General features: G+C 66.0%; 20 protein-coding genes. 8 read left to right on the top strand and 12 right to left on the bottom strand.

Annotated features, from left to right (window positions below; genetic code table 11):
* Positions 1–16: 16 nt before the first annotated feature.
* The 6 genes from ACP694_RS05260 to phnC form a co-directional block, all read right to left on the bottom strand.
* On the bottom strand, positions 17–1,315 hold the full coding sequence (locus ACP694_RS05260; RefSeq protein WP_426010969.1) for a hemolysin family protein: 1,299 nt from the start codon (positions 1,313–1,315) through the stop codon (positions 17–19).
* Between the two features lie 166 nt (positions 1,316–1,481).
* Positions 1,482–2,525, bottom strand: a complete 1,044-nt coding sequence (locus tag ACP694_RS05255) for a substrate-binding domain-containing protein (protein ID WP_426010968.1) — start codon at positions 2,523–2,525, stop codon at positions 1,482–1,484.
* A 68-nt stretch (positions 2,526–2,593) separates the two neighbouring features.
* A complete protein-coding gene (locus ACP694_RS05250) occupies positions 2,594–3,880 on the bottom strand; it encodes an OprO/OprP family phosphate-selective porin (protein ID WP_426010966.1) in 1,287 nt (428 codons plus the stop codon).
* Between the two features lie 350 nt (positions 3,881–4,230).
* A complete protein-coding gene (gene phnE / locus ACP694_RS05245; protein WP_426010965.1) occupies positions 4,231–5,058 on the bottom strand; it encodes a phosphonate ABC transporter, permease protein PhnE in 828 nt (275 codons plus the stop codon).
* A gap of 7 nt (positions 5,059–5,065) precedes the next feature.
* Complete coding sequence (gene phnD, locus ACP694_RS05240) at positions 5,066–6,091, bottom strand: phosphate/phosphite/phosphonate ABC transporter substrate-binding protein (protein ID WP_426010964.1); 1,026 nt, start codon at positions 6,089–6,091, stop codon at positions 5,066–5,068.
* Complete coding sequence (gene phnC / locus ACP694_RS05235) at positions 6,088–6,900, bottom strand: phosphonate ABC transporter ATP-binding protein (RefSeq protein ID WP_426010963.1); 813 nt, start codon at positions 6,898–6,900, stop codon at positions 6,088–6,090. The genes phnD and phnC overlap by 4 nt, the downstream gene beginning before the upstream one ends.
* Before the next feature lie 247 nt (positions 6,901–7,147).
* Between phnC and ACP694_RS05230 the strand changes: the two genes are divergently transcribed.
* The 4 genes from ACP694_RS05230 (at position 7,148) to ACP694_RS05215 (ending at position 11,542) form a co-directional block, all read left to right on the top strand.
* Positions 7,148–8,410 (top strand): type III PLP-dependent enzyme, encoded by a 1,263-nt coding sequence (locus ACP694_RS05230; protein ID WP_426010961.1) that lies wholly within the window; start codon positions 7,148–7,150, stop codon positions 8,408–8,410.
* Between the two features lie 326 nt (positions 8,411–8,736).
* Entirely contained in the window at positions 8,737–9,789 is a 1,053-nt protein-coding gene (locus ACP694_RS05225) for a 1,9-bis(guanidino)-5-aza-nonane synthase (protein WP_426010960.1), read from the top strand.
* Between the two features lie 197 nt (positions 9,790–9,986).
* Positions 9,987–10,469 carry a transcriptional repressor gene (locus ACP694_RS05220; protein WP_426010959.1) on the top strand — a complete coding sequence of 161 codons (483 nt, stop codon included), beginning with the start codon at positions 9,987–9,989 and terminating at the stop codon, positions 10,467–10,469.
* Between the two features lie 125 nt (positions 10,470–10,594).
* A complete protein-coding gene (locus ACP694_RS05215) occupies positions 10,595–11,542 on the top strand; it encodes a thioesterase family protein (RefSeq protein ID WP_426010957.1) in 948 nt (315 codons plus the stop codon).
* Between the two features lie 60 nt (positions 11,543–11,602).
* Here ACP694_RS05215 and ACP694_RS05210 read toward each other — a convergent pair whose 3' ends face one another.
* Positions 11,603–11,884 (bottom strand): LexA family protein, encoded by a 282-nt coding sequence (locus ACP694_RS05210; RefSeq protein WP_426010956.1) that lies wholly within the window; start codon positions 11,882–11,884, stop codon positions 11,603–11,605.
* Positions 11,885–11,936: 52 nt separating this feature from the next.
* On the opposite strand from ACP694_RS05210, the gene ACP694_RS05205 reads away from it, so the two are divergent.
* Positions 11,937–13,061, top strand: coding sequence for an IS630 family transposase (locus tag ACP694_RS05205; RefSeq protein ID WP_426010955.1), 1,125 nt, complete (start codon positions 11,937–11,939; stop codon positions 13,059–13,061).
* A 16-nt stretch (positions 13,062–13,077) separates the two neighbouring features.
* Here ACP694_RS05205 and ACP694_RS05200 read toward each other — a convergent pair whose 3' ends face one another.
* On the bottom strand, positions 13,078–13,983 hold the full coding sequence (locus ACP694_RS05200; RefSeq protein WP_426010954.1) for an alpha/beta fold hydrolase: 906 nt from the start codon (positions 13,981–13,983) through the stop codon (positions 13,078–13,080).
* A gap of 73 nt (positions 13,984–14,056) precedes the next feature.
* Between ACP694_RS05200 and ACP694_RS05195 the strand changes: the two genes are divergently transcribed.
* The 3 genes from ACP694_RS05195 (at position 14,057) to lpdA (ending at position 16,542) form a co-directional block, all read left to right on the top strand.
* Positions 14,057–14,494: a DUF488 family protein gene (locus ACP694_RS05195; RefSeq protein ID WP_426010953.1), complete on the top strand. Its 438-nt coding sequence runs from the start codon at positions 14,057–14,059 to the stop codon at positions 14,492–14,494.
* A gap of 74 nt (positions 14,495–14,568) precedes the next feature.
* The gene (locus tag ACP694_RS05190; RefSeq protein WP_426010951.1) at positions 14,569–14,988 is read left to right on the top strand and encodes a hypothetical protein; all 420 of its coding nucleotides are present in this window, start codon (positions 14,569–14,571) and stop codon (positions 14,986–14,988) included.
* A gap of 138 nt (positions 14,989–15,126) precedes the next feature.
* The gene (lpdA, locus tag ACP694_RS05185) at positions 15,127–16,542 is read left to right on the top strand and encodes a dihydrolipoyl dehydrogenase (protein ID WP_426010950.1); all 1,416 of its coding nucleotides are present in this window, start codon (positions 15,127–15,129) and stop codon (positions 16,540–16,542) included.
* A gap of 441 nt (positions 16,543–16,983) precedes the next feature.
* Here the strand turns inward: lpdA and ACP694_RS05180 are convergent, their stop codons facing one another.
* The 4 genes from ACP694_RS05180 to ACP694_RS05165 form a co-directional block, all read right to left on the bottom strand.
* The gene (locus ACP694_RS05180) at positions 16,984–17,508 is read right to left on the bottom strand and encodes a hypothetical protein (RefSeq protein WP_426010948.1); all 525 of its coding nucleotides are present in this window, start codon (positions 17,506–17,508) and stop codon (positions 16,984–16,986) included.
* Between the two features lie 331 nt (positions 17,509–17,839).
* Entirely contained in the window at positions 17,840–19,822 is a 1,983-nt protein-coding gene (locus ACP694_RS05175; protein WP_426010946.1) for a methyl-accepting chemotaxis protein, read from the bottom strand.
* A gap of 139 nt (positions 19,823–19,961) precedes the next feature.
* Complete coding sequence (locus ACP694_RS05170) at positions 19,962–20,903, bottom strand: tyrosine recombinase XerC (protein WP_426010944.1); 942 nt, start codon at positions 20,901–20,903, stop codon at positions 19,962–19,964.
* Between the two features lie 136 nt (positions 20,904–21,039).
* The gene (locus ACP694_RS05165) at positions 21,040–21,720 is read right to left on the bottom strand and encodes a DUF484 family protein (protein ID WP_426010942.1); all 681 of its coding nucleotides are present in this window, start codon (positions 21,718–21,720) and stop codon (positions 21,040–21,042) included.
* Positions 21,721–21,757: the final 37 nt, after the last annotated feature.

Here is a 21,757-nt window from a genome sequence, read left to right as displayed (position 1 = left end):
GCTCAACGACATCCCCCTACTCCCCCTTCACCGGCACGCACCGCAGGATCACCTTGTCGATCCGCGAGCCGTCCATATCCACCACCTCGGCGTCGAAGCCGCCCAGCTCGACGATCTCGCCCTCGCGGGGGATCCGTCCCAGCCGGTCGAGCAGCAGGCCGGCCACCGTGTGATAGCCGCCCTCGGCCTCGAAGTTCTCGCCCAGGGCGTCGTTGAGCTCGAGAATGTCGACGCGGGCGTCGACCAGCCAGGTGCCATCCTCGCGGCGCAGGATGCGGGTCTCGGTCTCGTCGTGGTCCTCGGGGAAGTCGCCGGCGATCATTTCCAGCAGATCCAAAGGCGTGATCACCCCCTGGATCGAGCCGAACTCGTCGACCACCAAGGCCATGTGCAGCGGCGTCTGCTTGAACACCGCCATGGCCCGCAGCAGCGACATGGTCTCGGGAATGGCGATGGGCTGCTGGATGTGGCTGCGGATGTCGATCTCGGCGCCGCCCAGGCAGGCGTCCAGCAGGTCCTTCTTGAGGATCACGCCGATCTCGCCGTCCAGATCGTCCTCGCTGGCCACCACAATGCGCGAATAGGGGCAGGCGCGGATTTCGGCCAGGATCTCTTCCTGGGTGTCGGACAGCGAGATCCAGAACAGGTCGCGGCGCGGGGTCATGGCCACGCGGACCGGCCGGTCGCCCAGGCGCATGACCTCATTGATCATCGCCCGCTCCTCGGGCTCGATCAAGCCGGCGTCGGCGCCCTCGGCCAGCACAGTCTCGACCTCTTCGGCGGTCATGTCATTGGTCCGCTCGTCGCGCACGCCCATCAGCTTGAGGATGGCGGCGGTCGAGACGGTGAGCACGGTGACGAATGGGCGCAGCACCGTGGCCATCAAGGCCAGGAACGGCGACATGCGGCGGGCGATGACGTCCGGGAACAGCAGGGCCAGGCGCTTGGGCACCAGCTCGCCGAGGATCACCGAGACGTAGGTCAGGCCGATGACGACGAGGGTGGTGGCGATAGCCTCGGAATGGGGGCCGACGACGGGCTTGTCGTGTAGCCAGACGTCAAGCGCTCCGGCGATGGTGGCCTGGCCATAGGCGCCGGCCAGGATGCCGATCAAGGTGATGCCGACCTGCACGGCCGACAGGAACCGCGTGGGGTGCTCGGCCATGGCCAGGGCGAGCCTGGCGCCCTTGTCGCCCCTGTCGGCGAAGGTCTGGAGCCGTGCGCGGCGGGCCGACACCACCGCAAGTTCGGACATGGACAGAACCCCGTTCAACAGAACGAGGAAGAAGACGACGACGAGCGCGAGGAGGATCATGGTCCCTGGGCGGGTGAAGCGGCCGGGCAGGCCGCGATCCCCCCACTATACAAAAGAAAACGCCGCGGCCCACTGGGGACCGCGGCGCTGTCTTGTTTAAGCTCGGAGCGCCTGGTGACAGGCGCCTCGAAGCCCCGCTCATACAGAGCCGGCTTACAGAGCCGGCTTACAGAGCCGGACGCGGCATCGTCGTCTTGTTGTTGCCGACGGCCTTCTGGGCTTCGTGCTGGCCGGGGGGCAGCGGGATCAGGCCGCGGCCTTGCAGATAGCCGCCACGACCGGTGGCCGCATCCGAGGTGAACTCGGTCACGAACTCGGCCAGGCCCGGCGTCACGCCGATATTGGCCTTCTTGACGTAGATGTAGAGGCTACGCGACAGCGGGTAGGAGCCGTCGGCGATGGTCTGGGGCGAGGGACGCACGCCGTTGACCGAGGAGCCCTTGATCTTGTCCATGTTCTCTTCGAGATAGGACCAGCCGAAGACGCCCAGCGAGCCGGGGGTCTTGGTCAGGGTGCCAACGATGGCGTTGTCGTTCTCGCCAGCGTCGATCCAGCCGTCGTTCCGCAGCGGATCGACCAGCGACTTGAACTTCTTTTCGTTGTCCGAGCGCAGGGCGTCGGCGGTCGGGAACTTGCGGGCGCCGGCTTCGATGGCCAGTTCCACGAAGGCGTCGCGGGTGCCCGAGGTGGGCGGCGGGCCATAGACCTGGATACGGTTGCCGGGCAGGCCGGCCCCGACGTCATCCCAGTTGTGATAAGGGTTGGCGACGAACTGGCCACCCTTCAGCACGGTCTTGGCCAAGCCCATATACAGGTGCTCGGTCTTGAAATTGTAGTCGGCGCCGTCCTTGTCGGTGGCGATGACGATGCCGTCGAAGCCGACCTTGATGGCGACGATGTCCTTGACGCCCTTGGCGGCGCAGGCGTCGAATTCCGACTTCTTCATCGGACGCGACGCGTTGGCGATGTCGGGGAAGCCTTCGCCCGTGCCCGAGCAGAACAGCTTGATGCCGCCGCCGGTGCCCAGGCTTTCGACCTTCGGAGCCTTCTTGCCGGACTTCTTGGCGAAGTTTTCGGCGGTGCGGGTGGCGAACGGGAACACGGTCGACGAACCGGCGGCCCAGACATAGTCACGGGCGGCGAAGGCGGGGGCGGCGGCGAAGCCCGAGAGGGCGACGGCGGCGGCCGCGCAGGAAAGCAGCTTTTTCATGGAGGACTCCTGGAAGTCTCAAGTGCTGAAAAGGAAGACGGGCCGGCCTGGCGGCCGGCCCGTCGGTCTTAGAAGTCCAGCTGGGCGCGGAACTGCAGTTGCTTGATGTCCGAACCGCGGCCGACGACGACGGGGTCAACCGAGCCGTCGGTGTAGTTAGCCATGAAGCGCACATAGGCGGTCGGGTAGTAGTTCACGCCCAGGGTCCAGGCGGTGTACTTGCCGGCGTCTTGCGACAGGGTCCGACCGGCGGCGGTCGAAGCGGTGTCGTAGGCGTCGTTCAGGTCGGCATAGTCGTAGCGCAGGCCCAGTTCCACGCCGCCGAAGCCGCCAGCGGTGATCGGGTTGAGGATCTTCGGACGCTTCATTTCGCCAGCGGCCGGATCGTAGTTGCGGGTCTCGCCCGTCGGCCAGAAGCTGACGAAGGCGTAGCCGACCTTGATGTCCGCGTTCGAACCCGGAGCCACCGTGGCCAGACGCTTGACCTTGATGTCCGAGAATTCGCTCTGGATCGACAGGTTGTTGTGGATCCAGGCGCCTTCGGCGGCGAAGGTCTGGTCGGAGTCGCCGATCGCGCCCGTGCTGTAGTAACGGCCCGAGTTGCCGTAGTTGGTGTCGGTGCGGCCTTGATAGGCGAAGGCGGCTTCGTTGCCGTGGTTGCGGCTGCGGGCCGACAGGGCCAGGTGGACCTTGTCGGTGTCGGTCAGGATCGGGGCGTAATGGCCGCGAAGGGTGAAGCCCAGACGCTCGTTGGAGTTCTGGTTGGTGGTCAGGCTGGCGGCGGTGTTATTGATGTCAGCGTTGTTGATGCTGTCGCCCTGGACGGCGCCGGTGACGCTCCAGTTGGGACCATTGACCTTGCCGACGACGCTGAGCAGGTAGCTGTCGACGCCGAAGTCACCATAGGGACCGCGGTCCATGAAGGTGGTGAAACGGGTGGAGGTCAGGTTTTCGAGGCCGGCGGCCTTGATGTTACCAAACAGGATCGAGCTGAACTCGGTCGGCTTGAGCTCGATGACCACGTCGTCCCAGGACCAGCCGCCGCCGTTCACCGCACCGCCTTCGGCCTTGTAGGCGATGGCGTTGTTCAGCTTGCCTTCGACGCCGAGGAACACCTGGCGACCGCGAATGTTGCTGGTCTTGTAGTCGGTGGCCGCGCCGTTGCGATTGACGTCCTGGAACACGCCGTCGAGCAGGATCCGACCGCGGACCTTGAAATAGACGTCGTCATTGGTCCATTGCGGCGCGCCCTTCCAGGCGACCGTGGTGTCTTGCGCGTGAGCCGCGACGCCGAGGCCGCAGGCGAGCATGGCGCCCAGCGCCGCGCCACTGACCAGCGAGGTCTTGATCCGCATGTGAGAAATCCCCTTAGGCTTTGCCCCCTGTCCGTTGGTCCGGATCAGGTAGGAGCGCTTTACGGGGGACCCGTGACGGTTCCGCCACCCTTTGATGACAGCTGCGTGACACGGCTTTTCAAGGTGTTAACTGTTGCCAGAGGGCCACAGGATCGGACGCGGCATCGTCCGTTCACGGGCGGGTTTTCTGATCGCCCCGCCCTCCAAATTCCGCTCATCCCGGCGAATGTTGGGACCCAGATCCCAGCGCGGTGTGGATGATTGGAAGGACTCAGAGCGCCTGGCGTAAGCCCCAAAGCCATTCCAGCTGGGTCCCGACTTTTGTCGGGATGAAAGGATATAGAGGAAGCCTACAGCAGCCGTGTGCGGATGATCTGCGACAGCAGGTCGATCAAGGATACGGCCACCACGATGACCAGTACGATGCAGCCGGTCTGGTCGTACTGGAAGCCGTTGATCGAATCCAGCAGCACCTGGCCGACACCCCCGGCGCCGATCAGCCCCAGGACCGTCGCCGAACGGCTGGAGGACTCGAAGCGGTAGAGCGCATAGCTGGTCCACAGCGGCGCGACCTGCGGGATCACCCCCCAGACCACTTCCTGCAGCTTGCCCGCTCCGGTGGCGCGCACGCCCTCGACCGGGCCCTTGTCGATCGACTCGACCGCCTCGGCGAACAGCTTGGCCAGCACGCCGCCGGTATTGAACATCAGGGCCATGACGCCCGCGAAGGGACCAAGGCCCACGGCGGTGATGAAGATCAGCGCCACCACCAGGTCGGGCAACGAGCGGATGATGTCGAGCAGGCGGCGAACAGGCTGCTGGATCCACCATGGGCTGATGTTGCGCGCGCCCAGCAAACCGAGCGGGATGGCGACGATGATCGCCAGGGCCGTGCCCCACAGCGCCATCTGGATGGTCTGCCACATCTTGCCGATATAGAGGGGCCAGTCGGCGGCCAGAAACGCCTGGCGATCAACGAACGGCGAGAAGAAGCCACGCCCGAACTCCTGCATCTTGCCGGCTTCGATGAAGAGTTGCGGGAACTTGTCGATTTCGGCCGGCTTGAAACTGATCACCAGCAAGGCGATGACGCCGCCCCACAGCAGGACGTCGAAGGCCCGCGCCGAGATCGGCTTGCTCGGCGGCGGGGGAACGGCGCTCATCGCGGTGTTGGACATTGGGCGATCAGTTGGCCGGGGCGGAGACGCCGGCCTTGCCGTCGGCGATCACGCGCTCGGCCTTGATGCCTGCCAGCGTCTTCTCGGCGGCCGCCAGCTTGGCGGGATCGCCGGCTTCGCGGGCCAGGCCGACGTTTTCCAGGGCTTCCATTTCGCGCACCACAAGCAAGTGGCTGTCATCGGCGGCCTTGAAGCCGCCCATGCTAAGGCGCTTGAGATTGGCGCGTTGCTGGGCCGCGGCCGGAGTGTCGCCCTGGCCATAGGTCAGGAAAAACTGACGCAGCTTTTCCTTGATCACTGGGTCGAGGTCCTTGCGCCAGACGATGGGGTCTTCCGGCAAGGTGGGTGACTCCCAGATCACCTTGACCTTGTTGGCCTGGGCGCCGCCCTTGGCCAGGCGGTTGAGGCCCAGCGCGGTGGAGTTGTTTGTTGAGGCGTCCAGCTTGTGATTGGCCACCGCGAACAGATTGGCGTCATGGCTGGCGCTGAGCACGGTCTTGAAACAGGTCTCGGGCTTCTTGTTGGCCGGGATGAACAGATAGGTCATCGGGGCCAGGGTGCCCGAGGTCGATTTCTTGTCGCCGATCCCGAAGTTCAGGGTCTTGTCGCATTTAAGCAGCCCCTCGACGGTGAGATTGCTGTCGGCCGGCACGATGATCACCGACTTGTAGCCGTCGACGCCCGACGGGTCGAAGGTGCGGGCGAAGACCTCGCCGTTCGAGCGGCGCACGGCCTCCAGGCCCGACTGGTTGGAGAACCAGCCGACGTCGGTCTGTTTGGCGCCCATGGCGACGATCAGCGACGAATAGTTGGACGAGAAGAACGGCTTCACCTTCATGCCGGTCGACGTCTCCATGTCGGCCAGGATGGGCTTCCAGTAGCCCTCCATGTTCTGGGCCGACTCGGTGGACAGGATCGAGAAGGTGATGGTGTCCTTGGCCTTGGGGACCTCGGATTTCGGCGCGCAGCCGGCCAGGGCCAGGGTGGCGACAGCGGCGGCGAGGCCGGCCATAGCAGTGCGGCAGCGGATCATTGCGGAGCTCCTTCCCAGAATACGTCCTCGAATTCCGGGCCGTAAATGTCGATGAGTTTGGCGCGGTCAAGACCGTCGGTCGGGCCGTCATAGACCTTTTGGCCGGCCTTCAGCGCCACCACGCGGTCGCAATAGCGCAGGGCGTAATCGACCTGGTGCAGGGTGACCACGACGGTCAGGCCATCGGACTTGTTCAGATCACGGAGGATCTCCATGACCTTGCGGGCCGAGACGGGGTCGAGCGAGGCGACCGGTTCATCGGCGAGGATGATCTTGGCCTTCTGGACCAGGGCCCGGGCGATGGCGCCGCGCTGCTGCTGGCCGCCCGACAGGGTGTTGGCGCGCTGGGCGGCATAGTCGGCGACGCCGACCCGGTGCAGGGCCGCCATGGCCGCCAGCCGCGTCTCGGCCGGCCAGGCGCCGAAGAAACCGCGCACCGGACCAATCCGCCCCAGCGAGCCCAGGGCGACGTTGGTAAATAACGAGAGGCGTCCGACCAGATTGAACTGCTGGGCGATGAAGCCGATGCGAACCCGGGCCTTGCGGACATGGTCGCTGACCCGTCCCTTGGCCTGCACCGGGCCGCCGAACGCGGTGATCACGCCCTCGCCCTCCTTGCCGTTCAGAGGGGCATCCACCGTCTGCAACCCGTCGATCGAGCGCAAAAGCGTCGATTTGCCCGAACCCGACGGACCGATGAGCGCTATCATCTCGCCGCGACTCACATCGAGCGAAACGGCGTCCAGCGCCCTGCGCGACCCGAAGGTCTTGGAGGCGGCGCGGATCGAGAGAACGGGTTCCGACATCATGGTCGGGGCGAATCCTTAACGAGGTTTCTGGCGCAGGGAAGTGCGTTCGTCGGTTTGGGGCACGGACGCAATGGATTTGTGACGGCCCGTGGAACAATTCACCTGCCAACGGCCGGAACCCCCGCCTCCGAAACACTCTTTACATCAAGGAGCGATGACCCTATTTCGCTCCCTCCGGCGGACCCGAAGTCCTCATAAGCGCTGCTAACGCCGGCCTGGGTTTAACTTTTGCAGGGGTCTACGTGAATTGCACACGTACCATAACCCCCTGGACCTGGTCCGTGAGCGGTCACCGGAACGTCCCGTCGCACTCGTGCGACCCGACGCGGTGTCCGTAGCGGCGCGCTGGTTCCAGGCTGAATTCAAGGGCGACGTCTTTTACGCGGTGAAGGCCAATCCTTCACCGTGGGTTCTCCGCGAGCTCGTGGAGGCCGGCGTCCGCTCGTTCGACGTGGCCTCGCTCAACGAGATCGAGCTGGTGGGCGAACACGCCCCAGGCTCGCGCATGGCATTCATGCACCCGGTGAAAAGCCGCGTGGCGATCTCGGCGGCCTATTTCGATCACGGCGTGCGAACCTTCTCGTTCGACACCCATGAAGAGCTTGCCAAGATCCAGGACGCGACGGGCAACGCCAAGGACCTCAACCTGATCGTCCGCATGGGCGTCCAGGCCGAGGGCGCGGCCTACAGCCTGTCGGGCAAGTTCGGCGTCGAGCCGCACAATGCCCCCGAACTGCTGCTGGCCGCCCGCCGCGCGACCCAGGACCTGATGGGCGTTTCCTTCCATGTCGGCAGCCAGTGCATGCGCCCCACCGCCTACCAGGCGGCGATGGCCCAGGCCTCCCGCGCGCTGGTTCGCGCCGGCGTGCTGGCCGATGTCGTCGACGTGGGCGGCGGTTTTCCCTCGATCTATCCGGGCATGGTGCCGCCCGACATGTCGGAATATCTGGCCGCCATCGACCGCGGCTTCAACGACATGATGGTCCACGAGACCACGAAGCTGTGGTGCGAACCCGGTCGGGCCCTGGTGGCCGAGGCCTCGTCCCTGCTGGTCAAGGTCGAGCTGAAGAAGGGCGACGCGCTCTATCTGAACGACGGCTCCTACGGCTCGCTGTTCGACGCGGCGCACATGAAGTGGCCCTTTCCGGTCAAGCCCTACCGCAGGGACGGCGCCGAGGCGGCGGAGGAGGCCTTGCGCCCCTTCCGCTTCTACGGCCCCACCTGCGACAGCGTCGACCACATGCCGGGCCCCTTCTACCTGCCCGACAGCATCGACGAGGGCGACTATATCGAGATCGGCATGCTGGGCGCTTACGGCGTGGCGATGTCGACCCGCTTCAACGGCTTTGGCGAGATCGACACCGTCGAGGTACAGGACGCCCCGATGGCCTCGATGTACGGCTTGGCCAAGCGCTCGATCCCCACGCCCCGGCCCGAGGCCGAGGAACGCAAGATCGTCCGCTTCTCGCGGCCCAAGGGCGCGGCGGGCAAGAAGCGCCGTCGTCGCTGATCCGTCGCGGTTTTGTCCTAAACCCGCCCTGAGCTTTGTTGCTCGAGCTCTAACGCCGTCTCCCCGGCCCTCAGGTCGCGCGTAGCGCGCGCCTCAGGGCAAACTCCGGCCGGGCCCAGGTGAAGCCCAGAGCCTCTCTGGATGAATCTGGGTCGCGGCCTTCGCAGGGAAAACGGGGTTGGGTGTCTGGCGATAACAGATTAGAACCCCACCCGCTCGCCGGACGTTTGTCCGTCCGCGCCAATGCTATCGCCCCCACCGGTCGCTCCGTCCCGGTGGATGGCCACTTCTAACGACGGGCGTCCAAAGTCAGGGAAACCGAAGCGATGAACGCTCCCGTTCCGAACAACACCAAGGCCGAGCTACTCCAGAACGTCGTCGAGCACATCGACATCGCCAGCTTCGACGCGCGCCCGATCATCGACGCCATGCGCAAGATGAGCTTCTCCAGCCGCGACACCGCCCGCGCCGCCGACATCTTCAACATGGCCCTGGCCGACCGCGACTGCTCGCCATGGCTGATCCTGGCCGGTTCCACCTCGGCCGGCGGCTGCATGCATGTGTACCGCGACATGGTGCAGAACGGCATGATCGACGCCGTGGTCGCCACCGGCGCCTCGATCGTCGACATGGATTTCTTCGAGGCCCTGGGCTTCAAGCACTACCAGGCCGCCGGCCCGGTCGACGACAACGTGCTGCGCGACAACTATATCGACCGCATCTACGACACCTATATCGACGAGGAAGAGCTCCAGAACTGCGACCACACGATCCTGGAAATCTGCAACCGCCTGGAGCCGCGCGCCTATTCTTCGCGGGAATTCATCTGGGAAATGGGCAAGTGGCTCAGCGAAGGCAACGCCAAGAAGCCCGGCTCGCTGATCCAGACCGCCTATGAGGAAGGCGTGCCGATCTTCTGCCCGGCCTTCGTCGACAGCTCGGCCGGGTTTGGCCTGGTCAAGCACCAGAAGGAACGCATCGCGGCCAAGCAGCCCTATCTGATGATCGACGCGGTGGCGGACTTCCGCGAACTGACGGATATCAAGATCGCGGCTGGCACCACCGGCCTGTTCATGGTCGGCGGCGGCGTGCCCAAGAATTTCGCCCAGGACACCGTGGTCTGCGCCGAGATCCTCGGCGTCGAGGCCGAGATGCACAAGTACGCCATCCAGATCACCGTGGCCGACGTGCGCGACGGCGCCTGCTCGTCCTCGACGCTGAAGGAGGCCGCCTCCTGGGGCAAGGTCAACACCACCTATGAGCAGATGGTGTTCGCCGAAGCCACCACCGTGGTGCCGCTGATCGCCTCGGACGCCTATCACCGCGAGGCCTGGAAGGGCCGCGAAAAGCCCCGGTGGCAGAAGCTGTTCGCGAAATAGTTTTGGTTTCAGCTCTGGGTGACACCCCAACATCCGTCTTCCCGACCAAGGCCGGGGAGGCGGAAATGGGTTGAGTATTCAGGCTGGAAATTCGCTCGACTCCTCCAAGGTCCCGGCCCCGGCGGAAAAGGTTCTTCCCCTGTGGGATCGGTGGGGAGGAGTTGCGTCCAACGTCCCAGACCTCTACCTCTCGCCCCATGGCCCACGCCGCTTGCGACCACGATCATCATAACTACGGCGTCGCCGGCGACAGTCTGGCGGTGGAACTCGCCGCCGCCGAGGCGCGCTGCGCGACGGCCGACCAGCGACTGACCGCGCCGCGCCGCCGGGTGCTGGAACTTCTGCTCCAGGCCGGTCAGCCGGTGAAGGCCTATGACCTGATCGCCAGCTACGCCATTGATGGTCCACCTGCGAAGCCGCCGACCGTCTATCGGGCCCTGGACTTCCTCGAGAAACAGGGTTTCGCCCACCGCATCGAGAGCCTCAACGCCTATGTCGCCTGCCGCAAGGAGGCTGACGGCCACGCCGCCGCCTTCCTGATCTGCGACTGTTGCGGCGCCACCCGAGAGATCGAGCCCAGGGCTAGCGCCGAGATCATCGCCGCCGGGGCGAGCGCGGGCTACGCCCTGACGGCGGTGACGATCGAAGCGCACGGGCTATGCGGGGATTGTCGGGGTTAGACTTTCAGCCTCGGCGGATGGGTGTGTGTCCCCGTCCAATCCAAGGCGCCGTCCGTCCTGATTGCGAATAGGCCGCGAACCCCGCTAGGGTCCAGCCACCCGTTCCATCGCCGAGACTCCGCCCCATGACGTCCACCGAGACCTACCCCGGCGTCGAGATCTGGCGCGGCGGGGTCAATACCTGGGACTGCGACGAGATGGGGCACATGAACGTGCGCTTCTACGTCGCGCGGGCCATGGAGGGCCTGGCGGGACTCGCGGCCGAGCTGGCCCTGCCCCACGCCTTTTCGCCCTATGCCAACGCCACGATCTTGGTTCGCGAGCAGCACATCCGCTTCCTGCGCGAGGCCCATGCCGGCGCGACCCTGCATATGCTGGGCGGGGTGATCGAGATCACCGACACCGAGGCTCGGCTGTTGCAACTGTTGATCCACACCGCCACTGGCCAGCTCGCCGCCACGTTCCAGACCACGGTCGCCCACGTCACACCGCGCGAGGGCGAGGCCTTCCCGTGGCCGTCGGTGACCCGGGAACGCGCGCGGGTCCTGAAGGTCGAGGTTCCGGAGATGGCCCGGGCCCGCAGCCTGGAGCTGGGGCCGATCGAGACCACCGCCAGCCTGGCGCGCGCAGACGCGCTGGGCCTGCAACGCATCAGCCTGGGCGCCCTGGCCGCCACCGATTGCGACGTGTTCGGACGCATGCGCGCCGAGCAATTCATCGGCCGCGTGTCGGACGGCATCGGCAGCTTCATCGGCCCTTTCCGCGACACGGTGGTCGAACACGCCGAATCTCCACCCGCCCAGGTCGGCGGGGCCGTGCTGGAATACCGCATCGCCCAGCTGGCCTGGCCCCGGGCGGGCGACCGGGTAGAGATCCGTTCGGGCCTGGTCGGCACGACGGGCGCCGCCATGCGGGTGGTCCACTGGATGCTCGACCCGACGACGGGCCGCCCCTGGGGGACCTCCGAGGCGGTGGCGATCGCCTTCGACCTCGACGCGCGCAAGGTGGTGCCGATTTCGGACGCGGCGCGCGCGGCGCTGGGTGAGAAGTCTGTCGAGGGGCTGGCGCTGTGATTTCTGAGACCCTCTCCCGGAGGAGAAAGGGTTTTAAGAACTAGTGTCGCGTCGCGTTGATTATGACGGGTTGGTCTCTATGCCAAGGATCGGCAGATCCTGTGGGGGGACTAGCAACTGTATGCTGCGAGCGACACCGGGCTGTTTGTCGATCAAGCCCAGCCGGTCGAGTGTCTTGAGCATCTGGTGGACTGACGGGGCGGTGACCCTGAAGTAGTGCTGGAAGTCCGCCTCCGCCGGAGCGCGGCGATTGATCTGTGCGTAGGCCCAGATGAAGGCGAGGTACTGGCCCTGCTTGGCGGTGAACCGGGCTGGGGGCTCCAGCGCTTTTTGGTCAAGCAATTGATTCATTGTGGATTCACCCAGGGCTCTTCCACCAGGAAGGGCTTTGGGAATGAACTTAGGGTATCGGGTCGATCTCAGCCAAGCCGAACGAGACGAGCTGCAGGCCTTGGTGAGCCGAGGCAAACTGCCCATGCGGCGGCTCAAACGGATGCAGATCCTGTTGGCCGCCGACGCCGGCGTCACCGACGAGGCCATCGCCGCCTCGGTGCAGACCAGCGGCTCGACGATCTACCGCACCAAGAAGCGCTTTGTGGAGATCAGCCTGGAGGCCGCCCTCAGTGAAGAGCCGCGTCCGGGGGCTGCGCGCAAGCTGAGCGGCAAGCAGGAGGCGCAACTGGTGGCGCTGGCCTGTTCGGATCCGCCACAGGGATGCGCCCGCTGGACTTTGAAGCTTTTGGCCAACGCCCTGGTCGAAGTGATCGAACATCCAAGCGTCTCGCGCGACACCGTCCGCCGCCGGTTGAACGACAACGATCTGAAGCCTTGGCAAAAGAAGATGTGGTGCATCGCCAAGATCGACGGCGAATACATCGCCCGTATGGAAGATCTCCTCGAGCTCTATGCCGAGCCACATGATCCCAAGCGACCGGTGGTCTGCTTCGATGAAAGTCCGATCCAACTCATTGGCGAGGTCAGCGTGCCCATCGTGGCCAAACCAGGAAAGCGATACCGCTACGACTCCGAGTACAAGCGCAACGGCACGGCCAACCTCTTTGTCATGGTCGACGCCAACCGGTCGTGGCGCAAGGTCAAGGTCACCGATCGACGCGCCAATCAGGACTTCGCCATCTGCATGCGCGACCTGGTCGATGTGGACTATCCCGACGCCGACAAGGTCCGCGTCGTGATGGACAACCTATCAACCCACACCGCGTCGGCCGTCTATCAGACCTTCCCCGCCGCCGAAGCGCGTCGGATCTTGCGACGCTTGGCGTTCCACTACACGCCCAAGCACGCCAGCTGGCTCAACATGGCTGAGATCGAGATCGGCGTCATGCGCCGACAATGTCTTGACCGCCGGATCGACAACCGCGACCTGCTCGAAACCGAGGTCCGGGCCTGGGAGCGACGACGCACCGAAAGTGGAGCCCAAATCCGCTGGATGTTCTCCACCGATCAAGCCCGGGCGAAGATGGCCAAGGCCTATCCCACGCCCTCGCTCAACGAGTCATAATCACCGCGACGCAACACTAGGTCGCCATCTCGAAGATCGCTTCCCGCACCAGGTCGGGCCGTTCCATCGGCAGGAAGTGGCTCGCGCCTTCCACGGTCTCGACCGACACCTTCGGATAGCGCCGCGCCAGCCGTTCGGGGTCGCCGACCCGGCAGGTCGAGCCCCGCTCAGCCCGCAGGATCCGCGCTTGGCAGCGCAGCCGCGCCATTGCTCGCCAGGGATCATGCGCCTGGGCGCTGTAGTTGGAGGCCTCCCAGGCCGGGGCGCAGGCCAGTTCGACCGCGCCGTCGTCGCGATCCTTGAAGCCGCCGCCGACATAGTCGGTCAGCATGGCCTCGGGCCAGGTCTTGAAGGCGCCGCGGCCGCGATAGGCGCTGAACGCGGTCTCGCGATTGTCGAACACCGCCCGCCGGCGCAGGGCGCCTTGGACCATCGGCATGCGCTTCCACAGCGCGCCCGAGGTCCACGGCAGGTGGGCGTAGAGCGCCAGGAGCCGCGGCATGATCACGGGGTCGAGCAGCACCAGACCGCTGACCGCCTTGGGCGCCTCGGCGGCCGTCAGCAGGCTGACGGTGCCGCCCATCGAATGGCCGGCCAGCACCACCGGCGCCTGGTCGAGCACCACCAGCAGGGCCAGCAGGTCGTCGCGCAGGTCCAGCCAGTTTCGACGACGAGCGGGATCGGCGGCCAGCCGGCTGGAGCCGTGTCCGCGCTGGTCGACCGCCATCACCCGCAGGCCCGCCGACAGCGGCGCCAGCAGGGCGCGGTAGGTCTGGGCGTTGAAGCCGTTGGCGTGGACGAAGACCACGTCGACCGGGCGATCGGCCGGACCGAACTCCAGCACCGCCATCTCGCCAGCCCCGGCCCGGCTGTCGATCGGGATGAAACGTCGTCGGGGATCCCGAAACACGGCCGCGTCCATGGCGAAAAGCTCCCGTTGCGGCCACTGGAGCCTAAACTAGGCTCGCCGCGTTGCCTCGTCCATGGAGCCCGCCATGAAAAATCGCCTCGCGACCATCGGCTACCAGACTGACACCCAGGCCGGGATGATCGCCCGGCTCAAGGCGGCCGGGGTCGAGACGGTCGTCGACGTGCGGGCCGTGGCCTCGTCGCGCAAGGCGGGGTTCTCCAAGACCCTGCTGGGTAACAGCCTCAAGGCCGAGGGCATCGACTACGTGCACCTGCGCCCGCTGGGCACGCCCAAGGCCGGACGCGACGCGGCGCGGGCGGGGCGGACCGACGAGATGCGCGAGATTTTCCACGCCCATCTGGCCGAGCCGTCGGCCCAGGTCGCCTTGGGCGAGGCGATCGACCTGGCGGGACGCAAACGCATCGCCCTGCTCTGTTACGAGGACGACGCCCGCTGCTGTCACCGCGCCATCGTGGCCGACGAGATCCGCCAGCGGTTGAAGTGCGAGGTGGTGGACCTCTAGGTCATCACGCCACGTGGTGACTTTCACAGACCCGCTCATGGGTCTAGCCTCCCCGTAAGCCTGGGGAGGTCGCGATGAAATATCTACGCTGGCTATTGGCCGCAGCCGTGGCGTTGTACGCCCTCATGGTCGCCGTGCCGGCCACCTTCACCCTACTCTACAAACTTCGCCTGCTGGTCCTGACCGACATCGTCAAGTCGCACGAAGCCCTGATGGACACCCTGTCCTGGCCGCGCGTGATCCTGCTGTGCGCGGTGGTCATCCTCTACTTCGTCGCCGCCTGGCGGCTGGCCCTGGCCAAGGGGCGGGCCTGGCTGGTGTTCGCCATCGCCTACGTCGGCGACGCCCTGGGCTGGCTGTGGATGCAGGGACCGGTCTATGACGCCACCTTCCCGCCCGGCCAGCGCCAGTCGAACCTGACGATCATCGCCGTGATGGCGGTCGTCGGCCTGCTGATCGCCTGGGTGGACTTGAGCAAGACACGAGCAAACTGAGCCTTTAGCGCTCTGTGGGTTGATCCTTGGGACGAAGGCGCTAGGAAGTACGCGCGCGCGCCGCCCCTTGGGAAACCGGGGTGCAGGCCCCATTTTTTTGTCCGGCGCCATTCGCGGCGCGTCTCAAGGCGAAGATCCATGGCTCAATACGACGTCGTCATCATCGGGGGCGGCCCCGGCGGCTACAACGGCGCGATCCGCGCCGGGCAACTGGGTCTGAAGACCGCCATCGTCGAAGGTCGCGGCAAGCTGGGCGGCACCTGCCTGAACGTCGGCTGCATGCCGTCCAAGGCGCTGCTGCACGCTTCGGAAATGTTCGACGCCGCGACCAATGGCGAGTTCGCCAAGCTGGGCATCGAGGTGAAGCCCAAGCTGAACCTGCCGCAGATGATGGCCCAGAAGGCCGAGAGCGTCGAAGCCCTGACCAAGGGCGTCGAGTTCCTGATGAAGAAGAACAAGGTCGACTACATCAAGGGCTGGGGCCGCATCGACGGACACACTCCTGAAGGTTTGGGCAAGGTGGTCGTCAAGGCCGAGGACGGCAGCGAGACCGTGCTCGAGGCCAAGAACATCGTCATCGCCACGGGCTCGGAGCCCACCCCGCTGCCGGGCGTGACCATCGACAACAAACGGATCGTCGACTCGACCGGCGCGCTCAGCCTGCCGGAAGTGCCCAAGAGCCTGATCGTCGTGGGCGCCGGCGTCATCGGGCTGGAACTGGGCTCGGTGTGGAAGCGCCTGGGCGCCGAGGTCACCGTGGTCGAATATCTGGACCGCATCATTCCGGGCACCGACACCGAAGTGGCCACCGCCTTCCAGAAGATCCTCACCAAGCAGGGTTTCAAGTTCAAGCTGGGCTCGAAGATCACCGGCGCGACCTCGACCGACAAGCAGGTGCAGGTCACCGTCGAGCCCGCCGCCGGCGGCCTGGCCGAGACCCTGCAGGCCGACTATGTGCTGGTGGCCATTGGCCGCCGTCCGTTTACCCAAGGCCTGGGCCTGGAGACGGTGGGCATTACGCCCGACAAGCGCGGCGTGATCGCCAACGACCATTTCAAGACCTCGGCGCCGGGCGTCTGGGTGGTCGGTGACGTCACCAGCGGCCCGATGCTGGCTCACAAGGCCGAGGACGAGGCCATCGCCTGCATGGAGCTGATCGCCGGCAAGGCGGGTCACGTGAACTACGGCATCATCCCGGGTGTCATCTACACCAAGCCTGAGGTCGCCACCGTGGGTCAGACCGAGGACGAACTGAAGGCCGCGGGCGTCGCCTACAAGGTCGGCAAGTTCCCGTTCCTGGCCAACAGCCGGGCCAAGATCAACCACGAGACCGAGGGCTTCGTGAAGGTGCTGGCTGACGCCAAGACCGACCGCATCCTCGGCGCCCACATGGTGGGTCCGAGCGTCGGCGACATGATCGCCGAATATTGCCTGGCCATGGAGTTTGGCGGGTCGTCGGAAGACGTGGCCCGCACCTGCCATCCCCACCCCACCCGCTCCGAGGCCCTGCGCCAGGCGGCCATGGGCGTCGAGGGCTGGGTGACGCAAGCTTAGGCGGTCCAAATGTAGTGAGCACGCGAGCTAAAATGGGTGCATGGCGGGGTCCCGGAAACGGGCCCCGCCACTTTTCTGCTGGCTATCCTGCTGAAGGGCTTGGTGCTCAAGTCTTCTTCAACGCCGCGCAATGGTCATTAAGCGTGTGAGGGTTTCGGACGGCGGAACCACCGGCGCGGGCGACGCTTGTGGCGCCGAACGTGCTCCAGGTGGCCGTCACGGATGCGGTCGTAGTTCCGCACAGGCACAGTGTAGTCGGGTCCCATCGCGTTTTCTCCGCGGTAAATGGGGTTGAAAAACCGACCGAGACGTGCGACGATCTTGGCTCTTGGAGAGCTATGTCTATCGCCGTTTCTCGGTCGTAGTCATTGCACGAGCGGCCCTTAGTCCTTGCACGGACTTTGGGTCGTTTTCGTTTGTGCCATCAGCGCTTCGCTGGCGTTACAAACCCCCATAATCCTCCTCATCATCGTCATTTTCAGAGGCGGCCGAGGCACCTGCCTCCATCAACGATGCATTTTCCTCAGCGTTGTCGATTGCTCGCGTCCAGCCACTCCGTCCGTGGGTTTGGAAGAGTGGGGAATGGTGCAACATCGCGCTCAGATTACTTAGAGGTACGGTCCCGGCTACAGGAATGCCCAACTCGCCAAGGTGCGTGAGGATTTCCGCCGTCCGCGTTGGTAACGTGCGTTCTGCGATGTATTCGGCTGCAGCATTCAAGGCGCGCTCGCGGTCTGGGTTCGAGCGCCTCAAAACTAAGCGGGCGTTCTTGGGGTGTACCGGAGCCTCGGCATTTGCGTACGCTACAGGGCGAACTGGCGCCGGCGTTGCCGACACAGGTGTATGGCCTCCGTAAACAGCCAAGAGATCCTTGATAGCCTTTATTTTTTGGTAGCGCGGGTCTGACGCAAGCGAAAGCTCAAGCGCCGCCAATTCAGCTACAGCTGCCTCCCTCAAATCCGTCATCGACTCGCTCCGAATTTGCCACATCTCTCGCTTGCCACAATTCCAGTGTGGGTACAAGTGTGCGAGGCATCAAGCGACGATATAGGGTCGAGAAGCAGTGTGAGAGTTTGTGTGGGTAAATCCAAGCGAGGCTAGCTAGATGCCACATCTGGGGCGAGGTCGCCTTCCGTGGGAAGGTCGCCCCAGTGAAGCGAAGCCGGTGAGCGAACTCGCGGTGTGACGGGGGCCAACTTAAAAAGGCCCCGCCGGGGCGAACCGGCGGGGCCTTCCTAAAAGTCCTCGAGGGGAGGAGACGCCCTCAGTCACGCGAGGGCGGTACGCTTACTGAACCCTAGAATTCTTCCCAATCGTCCGAGGACGGCTGGGCCGAGCCGGCGAATGCGGCGACCTTGGCCTGGGCGGCGCGGACCGGATTGGCGCCCGGACGGCTGGCCGAGGAGGCCGGCGACAGCACCGGACGGGCCGGGGCGCGGGTCACCTGGGTGGGCGGGGCGGCGCGGCGCGTGGTGGTGGTGCGGGCCACCTGGGCGCCGCTGACCTGGAAACGGCCGATCATCTGCATCAGGCTGTTGGCCTCGCCCTTCAGGGCGTGGCTGGCCGCCGTCGACTGCTCGACCATGGCGGCGTTCTGCTGGACGGTCTGGTCCATCTGATTGACAGCGGCGTTGACCTCGTTGAGGCCGGTGGCCTGCTCGGCGCCGCCGGCGGCGATCTCGCTGACCAGGGCGTCGATCTCGCTGACCTTGCCGACGATGGCCTGCAGGGCCTCGCCGGTCTGGCCGACCAGGTTGACGCCCGAGGCGACCTGTTGGGTCGAGGACGAGATCAGGGTCTTGATCTCCTTGGCGGCGTCGGCCGAGCGTTGGGCCAGGGCGCGAACTTCCTGGGCGACGACCGCGAAGCCGCGGCCCGCGTCACCGGCCCGGGCGGCTTCGACGCCGGCGTTCAGGGCCAGCAGGTTGGTCTGGAAGGCGATCTCGTCGATGACGCCGATGATCTGGCTGATCGACTGCGACGACTTCTCGATCTGGTTCATGGCGTCGACGGCGCCGCGCACCACCACCGACGAGCGTTCGGCGTCGGAACGGGTCGAGGTGACGACGCGCGAGGCCTCGACGGCGCCGGCCGACGAGCGCTTCACCGTGGCGGTGATCTCGTCCAGGGCGGCGGCGGTTTCTTCCAGGCTGGCGGCCTGCTGCTCGCTGCGGCGCGACAGGTCGTCGGCGGCCGAGGCGATCTCGTCGGAGCCAGAGCCGATGCTATTGGCGGCCTGAACGATGGTGCGCATCGCCTCTTCCATCTGGGTGATGGCGCCGTTGAAATCGCTCTGCAGGCGCTGATAGGCCGGCGGGAACTGGGCGTCGACGCGATAGGTCAGGTCGCCTTCCGCCAGGCGGGTCAAGCCGGTGGCGATGTTTTCCATGACAAAGGCCTGTTCGCGGGCGGCGATCTCGGCGGCTTCCTGGTTGCGCTGACGTTCGGCTTCCGTCTCGGCGCTGACGCGCTGCTGCGCGGCCTCTGCGGTGCGCAGGGCCAGGGCGTTGTCCTTGAACACCTGGACCGAACGGGCCATGCCGCCGACCTCGTCCTTGCGCTGGGCGCCGACGACTTCGACATCGACGCTGCCCTGGGCGAGAACTTCCATGGTGCGTGACAGGTTGGTCAGCGGGGCCGAGATCTTCGAGCGGCCGATCCACAGGGCGAAGATCATGGCGGCGGCCGAGGCGATCACGCCGAACAGGATGCTCGCCAGCGAACCCGCGGCCGACGCCTTGGCGGCCTTGGCCACCATCGCCTTGGTATCGTCATTGTGGTGGTTATTGAAGGCGGTGACGTCCTTGTTGAGGCTGGCGATGTCGGGATCGATGACCCCCATCACCATCTTTGCGGCGTCATTGGCGTCCTGAAGACCCAGGTCGGCTCCTTGGCGGGCGCTGGAATAGATGGCGTCCAGGCGGGTTTGAAAGCCAGCGACCGCCTTGGTGGTCGAGGGATCGGCTTTCTTGATATTGGCCAGGTTGTCCTTGGCGTCTTTATAGGCCTTGTCGATCTCGCCGCTGGCCTCCTTGGCTTCGGCCGAGGCCCCGCTATTGGAAACGGTGCGATAGGCCGCATATCCGATACCGGTGATGCGGCGGTTGAACCGCGCGGCTTCCAACTCGGCCGGCGCGCGCTGCTCGACCAGCACCCTGGTGGTGGTTTCGGATTTCTTGGCCTGCCAGGCGCCCACGCCGGTGATGGACAGCGCCACCACGGTCAGGATGACGGCCGGCAGGGCCACCTTGGTCGAAATCTTCAGATCGTCGAACTTCATCACAAACCCCATGTCCGGGCGCGTCCGAGAAGGAGGACGATTTCCGGTCTTGAACCTACAAGCGCTGAACGCCGTAAAAACGCGGTTAATAGCAGCGCTGTGGGCGAGCTCGCGTGACGGAATGTCACATCGCCGCCACTCAGGCCCGCGGGTGGGCCTTGCCATAGGCGGCCAGCAGGCCGGCGGCGTCGACCTGGGTGTAGCGTTGGGTGGTCGAGAGCGAGGCGTGGCCCAGCAGGTCCTGGATCGAGCGCAGGTCGGCGCCGGCTCCCAGCAGGTGGGTGGCGAAGGAGTGGCGCAGGGCGTGCGGGGTGGCGCGGTCCGAGAGGCCCAGACGGCCGCGCAACGTCTGCATCGTGGCCTGGACGTGGCGCGGCGACAGCGGCCCGCCCCGCTTGGCGCGAAATAGCGGTTCGTCGGGCGTCAGGGCGAAGGGCAGGACGGCGACATAGGCTTCGATCCCGGCCCGCACGGCGTCGAGCACCGGCACGATGCGGGTCTTGCCGCCCTTGCCGGTGATCCGCAGTATCTCGCCCAGCGGCGCGTCCTTGCGCAGCAGAGACAGGGCCTCGGAAATCCGCAGGCCGCAGCCCCACAGCAGGGTCAGCACCGCCTGGTCGCGGACGACCTCCCAATCGTCGCGGTCGGGGTCGAGGCCGAGCTCGGCGATCAGGCCATGAGCCTGGTCCTCGGTCACGGGGCGCGGAGCCCCGACCTTAATACGCGGCCCGCGCACCAGGCCAATGGCGGCGTTGGGGGTGTCCAGCCGGTGGTCGAGATAGCGGTGGAAGGCGCGGATCGACGACAGGCTCTGCGACAGCGAGCGGGAGGAGAGGCCCTCCCCGTCTTGAGAGAGGGAACCGCCGCGTCGAAAGGCCAGATAGGCCCGCAGCTCGGCGGCGGTGACCGCGCCGAGGTCGGCGACCGACTGGGCCTCGCCGCGATGGCGCTCCATGAAATTCAGATAGGCTGTCACGTTGTCGCCATAGGCCCGCACGGTGCGCGGCGAGGCGCGGCGCTCGTGGGCCAGGTGCTCGAGCCAGGCGGCCAGGGCGGCGCGGGCGGTGTTGGGGGGGGTCACTTCCTCCCTCGCGCAGCGGGGGAGGTGGCGCGATGCGAATACGCATCGTGACGGAGGGCGCGTTGCGGCGGCGGGAACGCCCCCTCCGTCCACTTCGCGTCCACCTCCCCCGTTTTACGGGGGAGGAGAAGAGGACTCACAGCACCGGCCAACGCTCGGCCGTGCGTTCGACGACGCGGGCCAGGAACGAGACCAGCTCGGTTCCCATGTCGGCGGAGAAGCCGTCGGGGTCGGCCGAGCCGAAAGCCAGCAGGCCTTGGCGTGACGGCTCCCAGACGGCCAGGCGGACCAGGGCCATGCTCTTGATGGTGTCGAGGCGGTCGCCGAACAGGCCCAGGGCCGGGGCGTGGAAGCCCATGCGGGCGACGCCGTGGTCGCCCATGATCATGTCGATCTGGCCGTCGATCAGGGCGTGCCAGCCGGCCGGCACGCGGCCAGGGCCTTCCAGCACCACCACGCCGGCGGCCAGGCCAAAGCGCAGGGCGGCCATGTCGTCGACGCGCCGGGCGAGATCGGAATGGTTGCGAGCGTCAAGCAGGTCGATCACCGCCGCGTGGGTCTGGGCCTGGGCCGAGAAATTGGCGCGGGCCGTGGCCTCGATCTCGCGGCGGACGCCCGCCTCGCGCTGATGGGCGGCGGCGGCGCGGGCCAGGGCCAGGGGTCCGAAATCGACGACATTGCTGGCGTCGGCGCGAAGGCCCAGGTCGCTGAGCAGGTCGGGATCCCGATGCAGAAAGTCGGGCTCGGCGCGCAGGAAGTCGCGGACGGCGTCGGCGTGGACGGGATGAGGCGACATCGCCTGGGTCGCGTCGGTCATGGTCGCTCTACTCCATCCACACTGAGTCCCCATATGC

The sequence above is a fragment of the Caulobacter sp. DWR2-3-1b2 genome (genome assembly GCF_049896345.1).
GTDB lineage: Bacteria > Pseudomonadota > Alphaproteobacteria > Caulobacterales > Caulobacteraceae > Caulobacter.
Note: the sequence above shows the minus strand (reverse complement) of the source record. Positions and strands in the feature narration are given on the sequence as shown.